Raw genomic sequence first — 15,829 nt, forward strand, 5'->3', positions numbered from 1 at the left:
ACGCCGCCCCACAGGTACGTCCGACCCACCGCGCGGGGCGTGCGACCACCCCGCGCGAGAGGGTCAGCGCAGCACGCCGCGCCGCGCGGCCTCCCCGTCGCCGCCGGCCGCGGACCGCCGCTCGGCGAAGATCCCAAGCACCAGCAGCAGCCCACCGGCCGCGAGCAGCGTGAGCAGCCACGGTCCGGCGGAGATCGTCCGGCCGATCTGGGCCGCGAACACCGACACGACCGCGACCGGGAGCGCAGCGGCGCCGACGACGAGCGGGGCGCGGAGCATCTGCCGCGCGCCGACCAGCATGAACCCGAGGGCCAGCACCACGACGAGGATCGCCCGCCACGTCATCGGGTCGGTCCAGATCGCCAGCATCGACGGGCCGAGGGTGGCGAGCACACCCGGCGTGAGGGTGGCGACGCTGCCCGCACGACCGGCGGGCCAGCCAGCCCGGTGACGCCGGCCGGGCTGGTCATGCTGGTCGTCCCGGTCGGACCGGTCGGGTGACCGGTGGGCCCGACCGCCCGCGTCGTGGCCGCGAGCGCGACCGCGCCCATCGCGGTGAGCGCGAGCCCGAGGGGCAGCGCGAACACCTCGACCCGCAGCTCGCGCGGGCTCCACGCCCCGATGGCCCACGCCAGCGCCAGGCACCACAGGGCCCAGCCGGGCGGCACCGCGGTGGCCAGCAGGTCGCCCGTCCGGCGGGCCTCCGACCGCACGGCCACGACGGCGAGCGCCAGCAGGGCGAGCTCGACGACCCAGCCGGTCCAGGTCAGCGCCCACGACGGCCGGGCCGCGGCGAGCGTGCCGACGGTCCCGGCGACGAGCGCGGGGGCCAGCGACCACCGGCGCAGCAGCGCGGCGCGACGGAGGCGGGTCGCGGTCGGGTCGACCGGGACGGGCCACCGGACACCCGGGACACCGGGCCGGCCCGGCGCACCCGTCGGACCGGGCACCGCCGACGGGGTGGCCGCCCGCACGGCCGCCGCCGCGCGGGCCGCACGGTCCGCGAGCAGCAGCCCGAGCGCGCCGAGCAGCAGCGCCCCGATCAGCGACCAGAGCAGGGCTGCGCCGAGCAGCCGGGCGTTGGCCACGCCCGACCCGGCCGGGGTGGTCGCGGCGAGGTGCACCGCCCGCACGGTGCCGGCGAGCGCGGCCGCCCCGCCACCCAGCACCGACGGGCCCGCGAGCGCCCGCAGCGTCCCGCGCTCCCCGAGGGGGCTGCGGGCCCGGCGGGCGGCGAGCAGGCCGACGGCGACCGTCGCCGCGGCGAGCCCGAGCAGCACCGCCGAGCGGACGCCGACGGCGCGGCCCGACGCCGCCAGGAGCAGCGAGGGCACGACCGCGAGCGCGACGCCCGCCCCGACGAGCCCGCGCCACCGGTCCGAGCGGCGGGCCAGCAGGGCCCCGACGAGGATCGCCGCGGCAGCGGGCGGTGCGGTGTACGCCTCGACCAGGCCGACGTCCCGCCACGCGAGCGCGGACCACACCACGCCGCACCACAGCAGAGCAGCGCCCCACCAGACGGGTCGGCGGTCGGCCTGCCGGGCCACGACGGAGGCACCGGCGGCGAGCACGGCGCAGAGCACGAGCACGGTGTCCGCGCCGGTGGTCGAGCGACCCACGCCCAGGAGCAGGGCCAGCGTGCCGGTCCCGGCCGCGGCGAGCTCGACGACCGGGCGCACCTGCTCGGACGTGACGCCCGGGGCCCGGCGGCGGACGCGGTCGGCGACGCCGGGTGCCGCCACCACCGCGGCAGCGGCCAGCACGGCGACGACGGGCAGCAGCACCGGGGAGCCCGAGCCGGGCAGCAGCAGGGCGCCGGCGGTGATGACGACCACCGCCACGGACGGCAGGACCAGGCCCGCCGCGACGAGCCGCAGCCACGCCGGCACCTGGCGGGCGCGGGTGTCGAGGAGCAGCACCTCCAGCAGGACCAGCGCGGCGGCGACGCCGGCGCCCCACCACGTGCGCTCGACGGCGACCGACCCGATGCCGAGCACCGCCGGGAGCGCCGCGACGACGAGGACGCCGGCCCAGGTGGCGTCGGTGACCCGCCGCAGCACGGTGAGCAGCGCGCCGAGCGCCAGCAGCACGACCGCGACGGTCCCGATCACGCCGAACGCGTCCCAGCCATCGGCCCCGAGCAGCACCGCGAGGACCGCGGCGCCGTAGCCGGTGGCGACGCCGACCAGCACGCCCCGCAGCTCGGCGGCGACCAGCGCCCGCGCCCGCAGCACGAGCAGGACCACGACGACCGCCCCCACGGCGATCGTCGGGCGGGACGACCAGGTGAGCAGGCCCAGCAGCGCGACCTGCCCGGCGGCCACGGCCGTGAGCGTGCCCCGCCACGGACCCGGCAGCGGGTGGTCGGCGCGCAGCGCACGGCGGGGCGGCACCCGACGGGCGACCTCGACCAGGGCGACCGCGACCAGCGCCTCGGCGACCAGCAGCGGGACCGCCCACGGGCGCAGCAGACCGGCACCGAGCACGACGGCGAGCACCGCCGCCAGCGGCAGGCACGCCTGGCCGACCCGCACCACCGCGGGCGCCCGCCGCGCCGCCACGGGAGCGGGCGCACCCGGCGCACCGGCGACCGGCGTCAGCGACCCGAACCGGGGCGCGGCCGGCAGCGCCGACCCGGACGCGGGGGCGAGGGGCAGCGCCGGCGCCGGCACCGCCGCCAGCCGCAGGCGGGCGGCCCCCGCGCACGCCCCGGCGAGCACGACCGCCGCCAGCGCCGGTCCGAGCCCTGCGCCGGGCACCGACGCGGCGTACGCGTCGCCGGGGAGGGTCGTCGGCAGGGTCAGGTCGACGGCGCCGAGCAGGGCCAGCGTGGCCACGCCCCCGGCCAGGACGCCCGGCAGCGCCACGACGACGAGGGCGACCCAGCCGCCCGAGACCAGCGCCCGGTACCGGGCACCGGCGTCCCGCTCCCGCCCGCGGCGTCGCGGGACCAGGACCAGGACCGCCCAGACCGCGGCCGCGGCCAGCGCCGCCACCCCGGACGCGGCCCGGACCGATCCCACCGGGGCGAGCCCGCCGGCGAGCACCGCGAGCGCCCCGGCCGACGCGGTCCACGCGGTGGCACCACCGGCGACGGCCTGGGCGCGGGCGACCCCGGCCGCGAGCAGCAGCGCGATCGCCGTCCCGCCGGCGACCCAGCCCCGCGCGGGCGGGTCCAAGGACACCGACTGCGCGACGGCGCCGGCCAGCAGGCCGACGGCCGCGACGGTCAGGAGCGCGTCGACCGCGTCGGTCGTGCCGCCGAACCGCTCGTGCACCCGACGTCGGTAGCGGGTCCGGACCAGGGTCGCGAGGGCCGCGCCGAGCAGCCCGAGGTTCCACGCCCAGCCGGACCCGACGGCCCCGGCGACGGAGAGCGGCACCACCGGCAGGACCAGCACGAGCGTCGTCCACGAGCGCACCCGCAGGGCGAGTCCGGCCACGGGGACCCCCACGCCGACGACCAGCAGCAGCACGGCGAGCACGACCCACCGCCACGAGCCGTCCGCGAGGTAGGCGGCGACCCAGGCGTCGACCACGCACAGCGCGGCGACGAGCCCCCCGACCGCCTCGGCCGACGAGCCGATCCCGGTGCGGCGGAGCATGAGCGTGCCCGTCGCGGCGAGGCCGGTCGCGAGCAGCAGCACGAGCACGCGGGCGCCGGGCTGGTCGGCGAGCACGAAGAACGCGAAGACCAGGGCGGCGGCCGCGACGAGCCCGGCACCCGCCAGGGCGAGCAGCCGTGCGACGTCGACCGTCGGTGCCGCCGACGGTCCGGGGTGGCCGGGGCCGGCCGGGTACGGGCGGACCGGGTAGGGGCGGGGCTGGAACGGGCCGGCGGCGGGGGCACCGGGACGGCCGACGGGCGGCGGTCCCCAGCCGGGCCGGGCCGGCCCCACCGGGGCGGGTCGCCCGACCGGCGGACCCGCGGGTGCCACGAACCAGCCGCCCCCGGCGACGGGCGCGGGTGCCGCAGAGCCGCCGGACTGCGCCGCGCGCGCCTGCTCGATCACCGCGTGCCGCGCGTCGAGCGCGCGCACGGCCTCCCGGGAGGCGTCGGCGATCCGGACGCCCACGGGTCCGTCGAGCGCGAGCCCGCAGGCGGCGCACCGGGGCCCGGTGAGGGTCGCGCCGCACGCCGGGCAGCGGGAGAAGTCGGTCAGCTCGCGGCGGGCGGCGTCCGCCGAGGTCGGTTCCACGCTCCGTAGCGTGCCAGCCCGCGGGTACTCAACCCCCGTCGTCCACAGGACCTACCTAGTTCTTCACCAGGTCGGACCCGCTCCCGGGGTGCCGACGTCCGCGCACCGGGCGACGCTGGGGGCGCCTCGGCGTGCGACCGGGGCCCGTCCCGCGTGACCGACGAGACACCGCCCACCGGTGGCCGGTCGCGATTCATGGGATGAATATGGACCCGAGGATCGACGTGAGGAGCACGGCATGGCACGCAGCAGCACGGTGGCCGACCAGCTCGTCGCCCAGGTGATCGCCGCCGGGGCACGACACATCTACGGGATCGTCGGGGACAGCCTGAACCCGGTCGTCGACGCGATCCGCCGGGCGCGGGCCGCGGGCGCCGACATCGAGTGGGTGCACGTCCGCCACGAGGAGGCCGCCGCGTTCGCCGCCGCCGCCGAGGCCGAGATCACCGGCAACCTCGCCGTCTGCGCGGGCTCCTGCGGCCCCGGCAACCTGCACCTCATCAACGGCCTGTACGACGCGAACCGCAACCGGGTCCCCGTGCTCGCCATCGCCTCGCACATCCCGAGCGCCCAGATCGGCACGCAGTTCTTCCAGGAGACGCACCCCGACCGGCTGTTCCTCGAGTGCTCGGTGTACTCCGAGATGATCTCGTCCGCCGAGCAGGCCCCCCGGGTCATCCGCAGCGCGATCCACCACGCCTACGGCGCCCCCGGCGTCGCCGTGCTGACCATCCCGGGCGACGTCGCCGACCTCGAGGCGCCCGCCGCCGGCACCGACACCCTGACCCGGCCGAGCCGGCCCCGCGTCATCCCGGCGACCTCGGACGTCACCGCGCTCGCCGACGCGATCGACGCCGCGAAGAAGGTCACGATCCTCGCCGGCGCCGGTGTCCGCGGCGCGCACGACGACGTCCTCGCGCTCGCCGACGCGATCGCCGCGCCCGTGGGCCACAGCCTGCGCGGCAAGGAGTTCATCCAGTACGACAACCCGTTCGACGTCGGCATGACCGGCCTGCTCGGGTACGGCGCGCTGCAGTCCGCGATGGACGAGGCCGACCTGCTGGTCCTGCTCGGCACCGACTTCCCCTACGACCAGTTCCTGCCCTCGGGGGTGCGCACCGCGCAGGTCGACATCGACCCCACCCACCTCGGGCGCCGCACCCGGACCGACCTGGCCGTGGTCGGCGACGTCGGCGAGACCGTGCGCGCGCTGCTGCCGCTGGTCACGCGCAAGAAGTCCCGGCGGTTCCTGGACTCGATGGTCAAGAAGCACGAGAAGGCCATGTCGGGCGTCGTCGGCGCGTACACGAAGGACGTCGAGCACCACACGCCGATCCACCCCGAGTACGCCGCGGTGCTGCTCGACGAGGAGGCCGCCGACGACGCCGTGTTCACGGTCGACACGGGCATGGGCAACGTCTGGGCGGCGCGCTACCTGACCCCGAACGGCCGCCGCCGGGTGATCGGGTCGTTCCTGCACGGGTCGATGGCGAACGCGGTCCCGCACGCCATCGGCGCGGCGTTCGCGGCCCGGGAGACCGGTGCCCCGCAGAAGCACGTCGTCGCGATCGCGGGCGACGGCGGCCTGTCGATGCTGCTGGGCGAGCTCATCACGCTGGTCCACTACGACCTGCCGGTGAAGATCGTCCTGTTCGACAACGCGACGCTCGGGATGGTCCGCCTGGAGATGCTGGTCGACGGGCTGCCGAGCTACGGCACGGACTCCCCGTCGATCGACTACGCGGCGGTGGCGCGCGCGGTCGGCATCCCGTCGGTCCGCGTCGAGGACCCCACGCAGATCCGCACGGCGCTGCGCGAGGCGTTCAGCCACGACGGCCCCGCGCTGATCGACCTGGTGACCGACCCGCGCGCGCTGTCGCTGCCCCCGAAGATCACGCGGGCGCAGGTCAGCGGCTTCACGGCGGCGATGAGCAAGGAGATCCTCGGCGGCGGCATGGGCGAGGTCATGGCGATGGCCCGCAGCAACCTCCGCAACATCCCGCGCCCCTGACCGACGCGCCCGACCCACCGCCCCGCCGAGACAGGACCTCCGCCGCGAGACAGGGCCGCCGGACGCCCTTTCTCGGCGCCGCGGTCCTGTCTCGGCGTCAGTGCAGGTCGCCGAGGGCGGCGCGGATCTCCGCCGTGATCGTCGTCATCGCGCGCTCGGCGCCGTCGGGGTCGCGGCGCCGGACCGCGTCGGCCACGGCCTCGTGGGCGTCGAGCGCCTCGGCGCGGGGGCGGCTCGGCATCAGGCCGTGACGGGTGCGTCCGGCCAGCACCTCGGCGACCACGTCGGTCAGCGCGGCGAACATCTCGTTGCGGCCGGCGCGCAGCAGCAGCGCGTGGAACTCGACGTCGCAGGCCAGGAACTCGTCGAGCCGGCCGGCCTCCCCGTGCGCGCGCATCTGCGCGACGAGGGCGAGCAGCCGGTCGACCTCGGCGGCGTCGGCGTGCCGGGCGGCGGCCGCGGCGGCGACGGGCTCGACGGCGGCGCGCAGTTCGGTGAGCGACCTCAGCTGCCCGAGGCGCCCGGGGCCGGCGAGCCGCCAGCGGATGACGCGGGCGTCGAACACGACCCAGTCGGCGGCGGGGCGCACGACCAGGCCGACGCGGCGGCGCGAGGTGACGAGGCCGAGGTGCTCGAGCATCCGCATGGTCTCGCGCGCGACGGTCCGGGAGACGCCGAACCGCTGCTGCAGCTGCTCCAGCGTGAGCACCGACCCCTCGGCGAGGACGCCGGAGGTGATCTCGGCGCCGATCACCTCGAGCAGCCCGTTGTGCAGCACCTCGACGGCCACGCCCACTCCCTCTGCCCCCGGCGGTGCGTCCCCTCGACGCGCGGCCCCCGGAGGGCCGTGCCAGGGTCGCACACAGGCGTGGCGACGGCGGCACGGCCGCCACGACCAGCGACGACGCGTTAGGTGCGACCTTTGGCTTTTAAAGATCGCACCTTTGTGCCAGAGTGTCCGTCACCTCGGGGCGATCCGGGGTGGCCCGGACGCTCGCCGCCCGGACAACGACGTCAAGGAGGGGCAGCGATGCCGGAGGTCCAGCACCTGGTGGTGATGGGGGTCTCGGGGTCGGGGAAGACCACGACCGCCCAGATCCTCGCCGAACGCCTGAACTGGCCGTACGCCGAGGCCGACGAGTTCCACCCGCAGAGCAACATCGACAAGATGTCGGCCGGCACGCCGCTGACCGACGAGGACCGCTGGCCCTGGCTGCGCGCGATGCGCGACTGGCTGACCGAGCAGTCCCGCGCCGGCCGGTCGACGATCGTCACCTGCTCCGCGCTGCGCGTCGTCTACCGCGACGTGCTCCGCGAGGCCGAGGGCCGGGTCCGGTTCGTGCACCTCGACGGGACGATCGAGTCCATCGGCGACCGCATGTCCGGCCGCGCCGGGCACTTCATGCCGACGTCGCTGCTGCCCTCGCAGTTCCAGACGCTCGAGCGGCTGACCGACGCTGAGGACGGCGTCGTCGTCCCCGTCGAGGTCTCCCCGCACTCCGTCGCCGACGCCGCGCTGCGCGAGCTCGGCATCGACGTCACCACGGCCCGCGCGACGACGCCGGCGCCCTCGACCCCCGCCCAGGAGTCCTGATGTCCCTGCTCCCCACGGCCGGCGCGCTGCTCGCCGCCGCCGACGACGCCGCCCCCGCGGTGTCCGACACCCGCCTGATCGTCGCCGCCGTCATCGGCATCGCCGTGATCGTCGCGCTGATCGTCTGGGTCAAGCTGCACCCGTTCCTGTCGCTGATGCTCGGCGCGGGCGTGCTCGCGGTCGCCGCCGGTCTGTCCTACGTCGACGCGTTCAGCAGCTTCACCGACGGCCTCGGATCGACCGTCGCCGGCGTCGGCATCCTCATCGCGCTCGGCGCGATCATCGGCAAGATGCTGATCGACTCCGGCGGGGCCGACCAGATCGTCGACACCGTGCTCGCGAAGACCCCCGCGAAGCGCCTGCCGTGGGCGATGGCGTTCGCCGCGTTCATCATCGGCATCCCGCTGTTCTTCGAGGTCGGCGTCGTCCTGCTGATCCCCGTCGTCATGCTGGTCGCCCGGCGGTCCAAGCTGTCGATGATCGCGGTCGGCATCCCCGCCCTGGCCGGCCTGTCCGCGCTGCACGGCCTGGTGCCCCCGCACCCCGGACCGCTGATCGCCATCGACGCCCTCGGCGCCAACCTGGGCCTCACGCTCGGCCTCGGCCTGCTGGTGTCCATCCCGACCGTCGCCATCGCGGGCCCGCTGCTCGCCAAGCCGATGGCCCGCTGGGTCCCGCTGGAGCCGCCGACCGAGATCATCGGCGGGGCCGACCGCGACGACGACGCCACCAAGCCGTCCTTCGCCGTGGCGATCACCGTCGTGCTGCTGCCCGTCGTCCTCATGCTGGCCCGCACGCTGGCCGAGACCATCGGGTTCCAGGACTCCGGCGCCGGCCAGGTGCTCGACTTCATCGGCACCCCGCTGGTCGCGCTGCTCATCACGTCGCTGGTCGCGCTGGTGCTGCTCGGCACCGCCCAGGGCCGCACCCGCAGCCAGGTCAGCAAGCTCGTGGACTCCTCGTTCGCCCCGATCGCCAGCATCCTGCTGATCGTCGGCGCGGGCGGCGGTTTCAAGCAGACGCTGGTGGACTCCGGTGTCGGCGACGTGATCGCCAAGGGCCTCGCGGACGCCCCGATCTCCCCGCTGCTCGCCGCCTGGCTGGTCGCGGTCCTGATCCGCGTCGCCACGGGCTCCGCGACCGTCGCGACGGTGACCGCCGCCGGCATCGTCGCCCCGCTCGCCGAGGGTCTGCCGGCCACCCACGTCGCGCTCATGGTGCTGGCGATCGGCGCCGGCTCGGTGTTCCTCAGCCACGTGAACGACGCCGGGTTCTGGCTGGTCAAGGAGTACTTCAAGATGACCGTCGGCCAGACGTTCAAGACCTGGTCGCTCATGGAGTGCGTGCTGTCGGTGACCGCGCTGATCGTGGTGCTGCTGCTCAGCCTCGTGATCTAGCGGTCCCCCGCACGCGACAGCAGGGCCCCGCCGGTTCGTCCGGCGGGGCCCTGCTGCGTCCCTGGCGTCAGCCCGCCGGCGGCGGCGTGACCGGCGTCGTCGGCGCCGGAGCGCCCTGGGCCGACGGGGCCGGCGTGGCCGGCTCGTCGTCGCCGGAACGGGACACGGCGCTCTTCACCGCGTCCACCGCCTTGTCCTTCAGCGCGACGCCCTGGTCCTTGGCGAACTGCGCGGCCGTCGACTCCAGGTCGTCCACCCGCGACTGCACGCGCGGGTCGTGCCAGGCGTCGGACGCCCAGCCCTTGATCTTCTCGAACTGCGCGCGACCTGCGCGGGTGCCGAGCACGTAGCCCACCCCCGCGCCGAGGACGAATGCGAGCTTGCCCTTCATGCGTGACCTCCGGTTGTCGGTGCCTGGTGGTCCGTCCGACAGTAGGCGCGGGCCACGGGCCGTGCCCGGTGAGCGGGCGTTCCCCGCGCGCGGTCGTCCCGACAGGGCCACAGTGGGCGCCGGAGGGGGTGGTCCGATGGCCGAGGCCGTGCAGGAGTCCGACCAGCAGCCCGCGCTGAAGCGGACGATCGGTCGGACCGTGCTGCTGCTGTTCGTGGTCGGCGACATCCTCGGCGCGGGCATCTACGCCCTCACCGGGACGGTCGCCGCGGAGGTCGGCGGGGCGATCTGGCTGCCGTTCCTGCTCGCGTTCGGGCTCGCGGCGCTGACCGCGACCGCGTACGCCGAGCTCGTGGCCCGGTACCCGCAGGCGGCCGGCGCCGCCCTGTACGCGAACCGGGCGTTCCAGCGGCCGTTCCTGACGTTCCTGGTGGCGTTCGCCGTGATGATGTCCGGCATCACCAGCGCGTCGGCGGCCGCCCGGGCGTTCGGCGGGGACTACCTCGCGGAGCTGCTGCCGTTCGGGGTGCCCGTGGTCGTCGCCGCCTGGGTGTTCCTCGGGCTCATCACGCTGGTCAACGTGCTCGGGGTGTCCGAGTCGGTGCGGGTCAACGTCGTCCTCACGCTCGTCGAGGCCAGCGGGCTGCTCGTCATCATCGGCATCGGCGCGTGGGCGCTGCTGCAGGGCGACGGCGACCCGGGGCGCGCGCTGCAGCTGGAGACCGCCGGGCCGGCGTGGATGGGCGTGCTCGGCGGGACCGCGCTGGCGTTCTACGCGCTGCTCGGCTTCGAGGACTCGGTGAACCTGGCGGAGGAGGCCCGGCACCCGCGGCGGGACTTCCCCCGGGCCCTGTTCGGCGGCCTGCTCGTCGCCGGGCTGATCTACCTGGCCGTCGCCTTCACGTCGTCGATGCTGGTGGAGACCGACGTGCTCGCGGACTCGACCGGCCCGCTGCTCGAGGTGGTCAAGGTCGCGGGCCTGGCGTTCCCGCCGTGGCTGTTCGCGCTGATCGCGCTGCTCGCGGTGATGAACACCGCGCTGATCAACATGATGATGGCGTCGCGGCTGGTCTACGGGATGTCGCGCGAGGGCATCGTCCCGGCGTTCCTCGGCCGGGTGCACGCCCGCCGCCGCACGCCGGTCACCGCGATCGCGTTCACGGTGGTGCTGGCCCTGACGCTGACTGCGACCGGCGACCTGGGCGACCTCGCGGACACCACGGTGCTGCTCCTGCTGCTGGTGTTCGCGGTGGTCAACGTCGCGGTCCTCGTGCTGCGCCGCCGACCGGTCGAGGACGACGAGGCCGAGCGGCCCGAGGGCGACTCGGCGCGGTCGTTCCGCGCGCCGACGTGGGCCCCGGTGCTCGGCGCCGTGGTCTCGCTCGTGCTCGCGTCCCCGCTGACCGGGCGGGACCCGGGCGTGTACGCGCGGGCCGGCGTGCTGCTGGCCATCGGCGTCGTGCTGTACCTGGTGAACCGGGTCGCGCGCGGGCGTACGGTCCCGTCATGACGACGCGCAAGGTACCCAAGGGCGTGTACGAGGCCGAGCTGTTCCGCCTGCAGTCCGAGCTCGTGACGCTCCAGGAGTGGGTGCGGGCCACCGGGTCCCGGGTGGTCGTGGTGTTCGAGGGCCGCGACGCCGCCGGCAAGGGCGGCACGATCAAGCGGATCACCGAGTACCTCAGCCCCCGCGTCGCGAGGATCGCCGCGCTGCCCGCGCCCACGGACCGCGAGCGCACCCAGTGGTACTTCCAGCGGTACGTCGCGCACCTGCCCGCCGCCGGGGAGATCGTGCTGTTCGACCGGTCCTGGTACAACCGCGCCGGGGTCGAGAAGGTGATGGGGTTCTCGACGCCCGCCGAGCAGGAGCGGTTCCTCGACCAGGCGCCCGGCTTCGAGCAGATGCTCATCGACGACGGCATCCTGCTGCGCAAGTACTGGTTCTCGGTGTCCGACGAGGTCCAGCTCAAGCGGTTCCGCTCCCGGCTGGACGACCCGGTGCGGCGGTGGAAGCTGAGCCCGATGGACCTGGAGTCGATCGCCCGGTGGGAGGACTACTCCCGGGCGAAGGACGAGATGTTCGCGCACACCGACACCCCGGCGAGCCCGTGGTTCGTCGTGGAGTCCGACATCAAGCGGAACGCGCGGCTCAACATGATCGCGCACCTGCTGTCGACGATCCCGTACCGGCCCGTCCCGCACGAGCCCGTGCACCTGCCCGACCGGCCACCGGCCGCCGACGACTACCGGCGCCCGCCGCGCGAGCTGTTCACCTCCGTCCCGGACCACGCCGCCCAGCTGCTCGGCGACCCGGAGGCGGACGCCTGAGCGACGGGTCCGGGCACCGGGGGTACCGTCCTGGGCGATGACGACGACCGCCCCGCCCACGATCGCCCCCGACGACCCGCGCGCGCCCGACGTGCTGGCGCTGCTGACCCGGCACCTCGAGCTCATGCACGAGCAGAGCCCGCCGGAGGACGTGCACGCGCTCGACGTCGACGCGCTGACCGCGCCGCACATCACGTTCGTCAGCGCGCGCGACGCCGACGGGACGCTGCTGGGCGTCGGCGCGCTGGCGGAGATCGCGCCCGGGCAGGGCGAGCTGAAGTCGATGCACACCGCCGCGGCCGCCCGGCGCCGCGGGGTCGCCGGCTCGCTGCTCGCCCACCTGGTGGACCTGGCGGTCGACCGCGGGTACGCCCGGGTCAGCCTCGAGACCGGCCCGGAGGACGGGTTCGCGGCGGCCCGTGCGCTGTACGCGCGCGCCGGGTTCGTGGCGTGCGGGCCGTTCGCGGAGTACCTGCCGAGCCCGCACTCGACCTTCATGACGCTGGACCTGACGGCCCGCTGACGCACGAGGACGCCCGGCGACGCCCGACGGCGATCGCGTCGGCTGGCGTCCCGACGCACCCCGACCTACCGTCAGGTCGGCCCTTCCTTCGAGACCCAGGAGATGACGTGGCTCAGGACGACCCCACGGGCCCGCGCCCGCAGACCGACAGCGGTCTGGAGTCGTCGCGACCCCCGCAGCGGTTCACGACGGTCCGCCGGTGGGAGCTGGACACGGTGACCGACCTGGCCCGGGTCCGCCGCGAGCTGCTGGCCGAGGTCACGGCACCGCACGCCACCCCGCAGCTCGAGCTCGGCCGCGTGCCGGAGAACATGGTCCTGGTGGCCTCCGAGCTCGCCACGAACGCCCTCGACCACGGCCTGCCCCCGACCGTCCTGTCCCTCGGGACGGACGGGCGGGACTATCTGCTCGACGTCTGCGACAGCGACCTCGAGTCGGTCCCGATGATCGCCGGCGAGCGCGCGGTCGGCGCGGGCGGGTTCGGCCTGCTGATCGCCCGCCGGCTGTCGCAGGACGTCGGCTGGTACACCGACGAGCAGACGAAGCACGTCTGGGCGGTCTTCCCCGCCCAGGGCCGGCCCGCCGGGACCTGACGACCCCGCCGGGGCCGGGGACCTCCGCCGGGGCCCGACGACCCCGGCGTGACCGGACGTCAGGCGCCGGTCGTGTCCTGCTCCTCGGGCGGGTCGGGCACGAGCAGCATGCCCGCGGACACCAGCCCCCAGACCACCGCGGCCCGGGTGTGCGGCCACGACCGGCCCGCCGCGCGGCGCACCTCGCCGCGGCGGAAGATCCAGCGCTCCCCGGCGACGGTCATGGCGACGGACCCGGCGACCAGCGCGGCCGCGGTGGCACCGACGACGACGCGGGCGCGGGGGGACATGCCGCCCAGCGCGTCGCGCAGCCCGACCGGCTCCTCCGGCGGCTCGGCGGTGCCGGTCGCCCGTCGGGCCTCCTGCTCGCGGCGGACGCGCCGGGCCGAGGCGTCCGCCCGGGCCTTGCGCAGGTCCGGCACGGCGGCGGCGGCCACGACGGCGGCGCACCCGGCCTTGGCCCAGCCGCGCGCGGTGCGCGACCGGATCAGGTCGGGGGTGGCGTAGTAGGCGGTGGTGGCGGCCCCGGTCACCGCGGCGACGAGCACGCGGGAGGCCGGCGGGGTCGTCGGCATGACGGTCCCTCCTGGTCGGCTGGTGGGTCCGTGCCACGCTAGCCCGGCCCCCGGGCGCGGGCATCCGCCTCCGGGTGGAGGTCGTGCGCCGTCAGGCGGAACCGGTCAGCGGCAGGGCGCGGACGGACCGGAACCGACGCGGCTGCCCGTCGACCGGGTCCGTGAACGCCACCTCGGCGGCCAGCAGCTGGAGCGGGTGCCGGAAGTCGTCGACCTCGACGTCCCGGACCTCGGGGTACAGCGGGTCGCCGACGATCGGGATGCCGAGCCCCAGCAGGTGCAGCCGGAGCTGGTGCGTGCGGCCCGTGCGGGGCGACAGCCGGTAGACCCCGAGCCCGTCGACCTCCTCGACCAGCTCGACCCGGGTCTCGGCGTTCACCGGCGCCCCCGGCACGACCTCCGCCTGCCACGAGCCCCGCTCCTTGCGGATGTGGTCCCGCACCACGACCGGCAGCTCCAGGTCCGGGCGCAGCGGCGCGAGCGCCCGGTAGGTCTTCTCGACCGCGCGCCGCTCGAACGCCGTCTGGTACGGCGCGCGCCAGCGGGCCTCGGTCGCGAGCAGCAGCAGGCCGGACGTCACCCGGTCCAGGCGGTGCAGCGGCGACAGCTCGGGCAGGCCCAGCTCCTCGCGCATCCGCACGACGACGCTCTGCCGCACGTGCCGCCCGCGCGGGATCGTCGACAGGAACGGCGGCTTGTCGACGACCACCAGGCGCTCGTCCCGGTGCACCACGTGGACCTCGCCGGGGACCTCCGGCTCCTCGCGGAGGTCGCGGTGGAAGAACACGAACAGGTGCGGCAGGTACGGGTCGTCCTCCCGGAGCGCGCGGCCGTCCTCCGCGACGAACCGCCCTGCCGCCAGCATCGCCGGCACGTCGACGTGCTCGGGCAGGCGATCCCGCAGCCACGCGCCCATCGTCGACCACGTCACCGGGTGCGCGCGGTCGCGGTCGGGCGTCCGGACCCACGCGGCCCCCAGCCCGTGGCGCGGCGGGAGCGGTGAACGGGGAGGCACGGGGCGATCGTACGGTCGCCTCCCGGACGCCGGCCGCGCCCCCTCCCGCAGCGCCCCCTCCCGTCGCGTCCCCTCCCGTCGCGTCCCCTCCTGCAGCGCCGAGACAGGACCGGCGCGTCGAGACAGGGCGCTCGGGGGCCCTGTCTCGACGCGGAGGTCCTGTCTCGGCATCGCCGCACCGAGGCCCACGGCACTAGTTGGCGATACCAGGTAGTGGGCGCTACCGTGGAGCCATGGCCCCACCCGTCCGCGACAGCCAGCTCCTCAAGGGCGTCCTGCCGATGCTCGTCCTCGCGGCGCTCACCGAGCAGGAGTCCTACGGCTACCAGCTCGTGAACCGCCTCCACGACGCCGGTCTCACCGACCTCACCACCGGGACCGTGTACCCGGTGCTCAACCGCCTCGAGCGCGACGGGCAGATCCGCTCGCGGCTCGTCCCGTCCACCTCCGGACCCGCCCGCAAGTACTACCGGCCGACCGACGACGGCGCCGACGAGCTGACCGCCGCGTCCGCCGCCTGGGACGCCCTCGACCGCACGGTCCGCACGGTGCTGTCCGCCGCCCGCACCCCCCACCACGAGGAGACCCGATGACCTCCCTGCGCGACCGCCTGCATCGCGACCTCACGATCACCCGGTTCTCCTGGGCCGTGCAGGACCACCCGCAGTCCCGGCACCTCACCCGCGAGCTGCGCCGCGAGCTCGACACCACCGCCGCCGAGATCGGGATGGCCCGCGCGATCGCCGACCTCGGCAGCCCCCGCGCGCTCGCCGACGGCCACCTCGCCGAGCTCGACGGCCCGGCGCCGCGCTGGACGGCGGGCGCGGTCTGGGGCGGGATCGTCCTCGCGTTCGTGCTCTACACGCAGATGGCCTACGCGTTCGGCACCCTGGACGCGCTCGCCGGTCTCGCCGGGACCGACACCCTGACCGCGCACCGCGAGGTGGTCGGCGCCCGCATCACGTTCGAGGCCGGCCCCGACGGGCTGATGTCGACGCTGCGCCCGTCCTGGGGCTGGTTGCTGCTGCACGTCCTCGCGTTCACCGTGCCGTTCCTGCTCGGCGCCCGGGTCTGGCGGGTCCGGCCCGCGCGCCGGCGTCCCGCGGTCCGACCCGCGACCGGCGACGCTCGGGCCTGAGCACGACGCCCGGACCGGGGCGGTCCGACCGGAGGCTGACGCGTCACCGACCTGCGTCTCCGTAG

15 protein-coding genes are annotated in these 15,829 nt (G+C 75.9%); 9 read left to right on the forward strand and 6 right to left on the reverse strand.

The window, feature by feature from the left end:
• Positions 1 to 63: 63 nt before the first annotated feature.
• Together AC1VL8_RS04270 and AC1VL8_RS04275 are read right to left on the reverse strand one after the other, a co-directional pair.
• Positions 64 to 393, reverse strand: a complete 330-nt coding sequence (locus AC1VL8_RS04270) for an SCO7613 C-terminal domain-containing membrane protein (RefSeq protein WP_483074270.1) — start codon at positions 391 to 393, stop codon at positions 64 to 66.
• Positions 342 to 4,199 carry a hypothetical protein gene (locus tag AC1VL8_RS04275; protein WP_483074271.1) on the reverse strand — a complete coding sequence of 1,286 codons (3,858 nt, stop codon included), beginning with the start codon at positions 4,197 to 4,199 and terminating at the stop codon, positions 342 to 344. Before AC1VL8_RS04275 ends, AC1VL8_RS04270 begins: the two co-directional genes overlap by 52 nt.
• A 238-nt stretch (positions 4,200 to 4,437) precedes the next feature.
• On the opposite strand from AC1VL8_RS04275, the gene AC1VL8_RS04280 reads away from it, so the two are divergent.
• The gene (locus AC1VL8_RS04280) at positions 4,438 to 6,210 is read left to right on the forward strand and encodes a pyruvate dehydrogenase (protein WP_389234170.1); all 1,773 of its coding nucleotides are present in this window, start codon (positions 4,438 to 4,440) and stop codon (positions 6,208 to 6,210) included.
• A gap of 97 nt (positions 6,211 to 6,307) precedes the next feature.
• On the opposite strand, the gene AC1VL8_RS04285 is transcribed toward AC1VL8_RS04280, so the two are convergent.
• On the reverse strand, positions 6,308 to 7,000 hold the full coding sequence (locus tag AC1VL8_RS04285; RefSeq protein WP_483074272.1) for a FadR/GntR family transcriptional regulator: 693 nt from the start codon (positions 6,998 to 7,000) through the stop codon (positions 6,308 to 6,310).
• 240 nt (positions 7,001 to 7,240) lie between these two features.
• Here AC1VL8_RS04285 and AC1VL8_RS04290 point away from each other — a divergent pair, with 240 nt between their 5' ends.
• Together AC1VL8_RS04290 and AC1VL8_RS04295 are read left to right on the forward strand one after the other, a co-directional pair.
• Entirely contained in the window at positions 7,241 to 7,804 is a 564-nt protein-coding gene (locus AC1VL8_RS04290; protein WP_483074273.1) for a gluconokinase, read from the forward strand.
• Positions 7,804 to 9,201 (forward strand): GntT/GntP/DsdX family permease, encoded by a 1,398-nt coding sequence (locus AC1VL8_RS04295; RefSeq protein ID WP_483074274.1) that lies wholly within the window; start codon positions 7,804 to 7,806, stop codon positions 9,199 to 9,201. The genes AC1VL8_RS04290 and AC1VL8_RS04295 overlap by 1 nt, the downstream gene beginning before the upstream one ends.
• A 67-nt stretch (positions 9,202 to 9,268) precedes the next feature.
• Here AC1VL8_RS04295 and AC1VL8_RS04300 read toward each other — a convergent pair whose 3' ends face one another.
• Positions 9,269 to 9,592 (reverse strand): YtxH domain-containing protein, encoded by a 324-nt coding sequence (locus AC1VL8_RS04300; RefSeq protein ID WP_483074275.1) that lies wholly within the window; start codon positions 9,590 to 9,592, stop codon positions 9,269 to 9,271.
• A gap of 136 nt (positions 9,593 to 9,728) precedes the next feature.
• On the opposite strand from AC1VL8_RS04300, the gene AC1VL8_RS04305 reads away from it, so the two are divergent.
• The 4 genes from AC1VL8_RS04305 (at position 9,729) to AC1VL8_RS04320 (ending at position 13,036) form a co-directional block, all read left to right on the forward strand.
• Positions 9,729 to 11,102, forward strand: a complete 1,374-nt coding sequence (locus AC1VL8_RS04305; protein WP_483074276.1) for an APC family permease — start codon at positions 9,729 to 9,731, stop codon at positions 11,100 to 11,102.
• Positions 11,099 to 11,920: a polyphosphate kinase 2 gene (gene ppk2, locus AC1VL8_RS04310; RefSeq protein ID WP_483074277.1), complete on the forward strand. Its 822-nt coding sequence runs from the start codon at positions 11,099 to 11,101 to the stop codon at positions 11,918 to 11,920. The genes AC1VL8_RS04305 and ppk2 overlap by 4 nt, the downstream gene beginning before the upstream one ends.
• 37 nt (positions 11,921 to 11,957) lie before the next feature.
• Positions 11,958 to 12,443 carry a GNAT family N-acetyltransferase gene (locus AC1VL8_RS04315; protein ID WP_483074278.1) on the forward strand — a complete coding sequence of 162 codons (486 nt, stop codon included), beginning with the start codon at positions 11,958 to 11,960 and terminating at the stop codon, positions 12,441 to 12,443.
• 107 nt (positions 12,444 to 12,550) lie between these two features.
• A complete protein-coding gene (locus tag AC1VL8_RS04320; protein ID WP_389234194.1) occupies positions 12,551 to 13,036 on the forward strand; it encodes an ATP-binding protein in 486 nt (161 codons plus the stop codon).
• A 59-nt stretch (positions 13,037 to 13,095) separates the two neighbouring features.
• Here AC1VL8_RS04320 and AC1VL8_RS04325 read toward each other — a convergent pair whose 3' ends face one another.
• Both AC1VL8_RS04325 and AC1VL8_RS04330 read right to left on the reverse strand, forming a co-directional pair.
• Complete coding sequence (locus AC1VL8_RS04325) at positions 13,096 to 13,611, reverse strand: hypothetical protein (RefSeq protein WP_483074279.1); 516 nt, start codon at positions 13,609 to 13,611, stop codon at positions 13,096 to 13,098.
• A 91-nt stretch (positions 13,612 to 13,702) separates the two neighbouring features.
• The gene (locus AC1VL8_RS04330) at positions 13,703 to 14,626 is read right to left on the reverse strand and encodes a pseudouridine synthase (protein ID WP_483074280.1); all 924 of its coding nucleotides are present in this window, start codon (positions 14,624 to 14,626) and stop codon (positions 13,703 to 13,705) included.
• A 233-nt stretch (positions 14,627 to 14,859) separates the two neighbouring features.
• On the opposite strand from AC1VL8_RS04330, the gene AC1VL8_RS04335 reads away from it, so the two are divergent.
• Complete coding sequence (locus AC1VL8_RS04335; RefSeq protein ID WP_483074281.1) at positions 14,860 to 15,219, forward strand: PadR family transcriptional regulator; 360 nt, start codon at positions 14,860 to 14,862, stop codon at positions 15,217 to 15,219.
• Positions 15,216 to 15,764, forward strand: coding sequence for a hypothetical protein (locus tag AC1VL8_RS04340; protein ID WP_483074282.1), 549 nt, complete (start codon positions 15,216 to 15,218; stop codon positions 15,762 to 15,764). The genes AC1VL8_RS04335 and AC1VL8_RS04340 overlap by 4 nt, the downstream gene beginning before the upstream one ends.
• Positions 15,765 to 15,829: the final 65 nt, after the last annotated feature.

The organism is Cellulomonas sp. KU4C, assembly GCF_056868065.1.

Excerpts from the sequence above, each read along its gene's own strand:
- AC1VL8_RS04300 (WP_483074275.1), bottom strand. The coding sequence starts at position 9,592 with ATGAAGGGCAAGCTCGCATTCGTCCTCGGCGCGGGGGTGGGCTACGTG.
- AC1VL8_RS04290 (WP_483074273.1), top strand. The coding sequence starts at position 7,241 with ATGCCGGAGGTCCAGCACCTGGTGGTGATGGGGGTCTCGGGGTCGGGG.
- AC1VL8_RS04295 (WP_483074274.1), top strand. The coding sequence starts at position 7,804 with ATGTCCCTGCTCCCCACGGCCGGCGCGCTGCTCGCCGCCGCCGACGAC.
- AC1VL8_RS04335 (WP_483074281.1), top strand. The coding sequence starts at position 14,860 with ATGGCCCCACCCGTCCGCGACAGCCAGCTCCTCAAGGGCGTCCTGCCG.
- ppk2 (WP_483074277.1), top strand. The coding sequence starts at position 11,099 with ATGACGACGCGCAAGGTACCCAAGGGCGTGTACGAGGCCGAGCTGTTC.
- AC1VL8_RS04280 (WP_389234170.1), top strand. The coding sequence starts at position 4,438 with ATGGCACGCAGCAGCACGGTGGCCGACCAGCTCGTCGCCCAGGTGATC.
- AC1VL8_RS04325 (WP_483074279.1), bottom strand. The coding sequence starts at position 13,611 with ATGCCGACGACCCCGCCGGCCTCCCGCGTGCTCGTCGCCGCGGTGACC.
- AC1VL8_RS04305 (WP_483074276.1), top strand. The coding sequence starts at position 9,729 with ATGGCCGAGGCCGTGCAGGAGTCCGACCAGCAGCCCGCGCTGAAGCGG.
- AC1VL8_RS04340 (WP_483074282.1), top strand. The coding sequence starts at position 15,216 with ATGACCTCCCTGCGCGACCGCCTGCATCGCGACCTCACGATCACCCGG.
- AC1VL8_RS04315 (WP_483074278.1), top strand. The coding sequence starts at position 11,958 with ATGACGACGACCGCCCCGCCCACGATCGCCCCCGACGACCCGCGCGCG.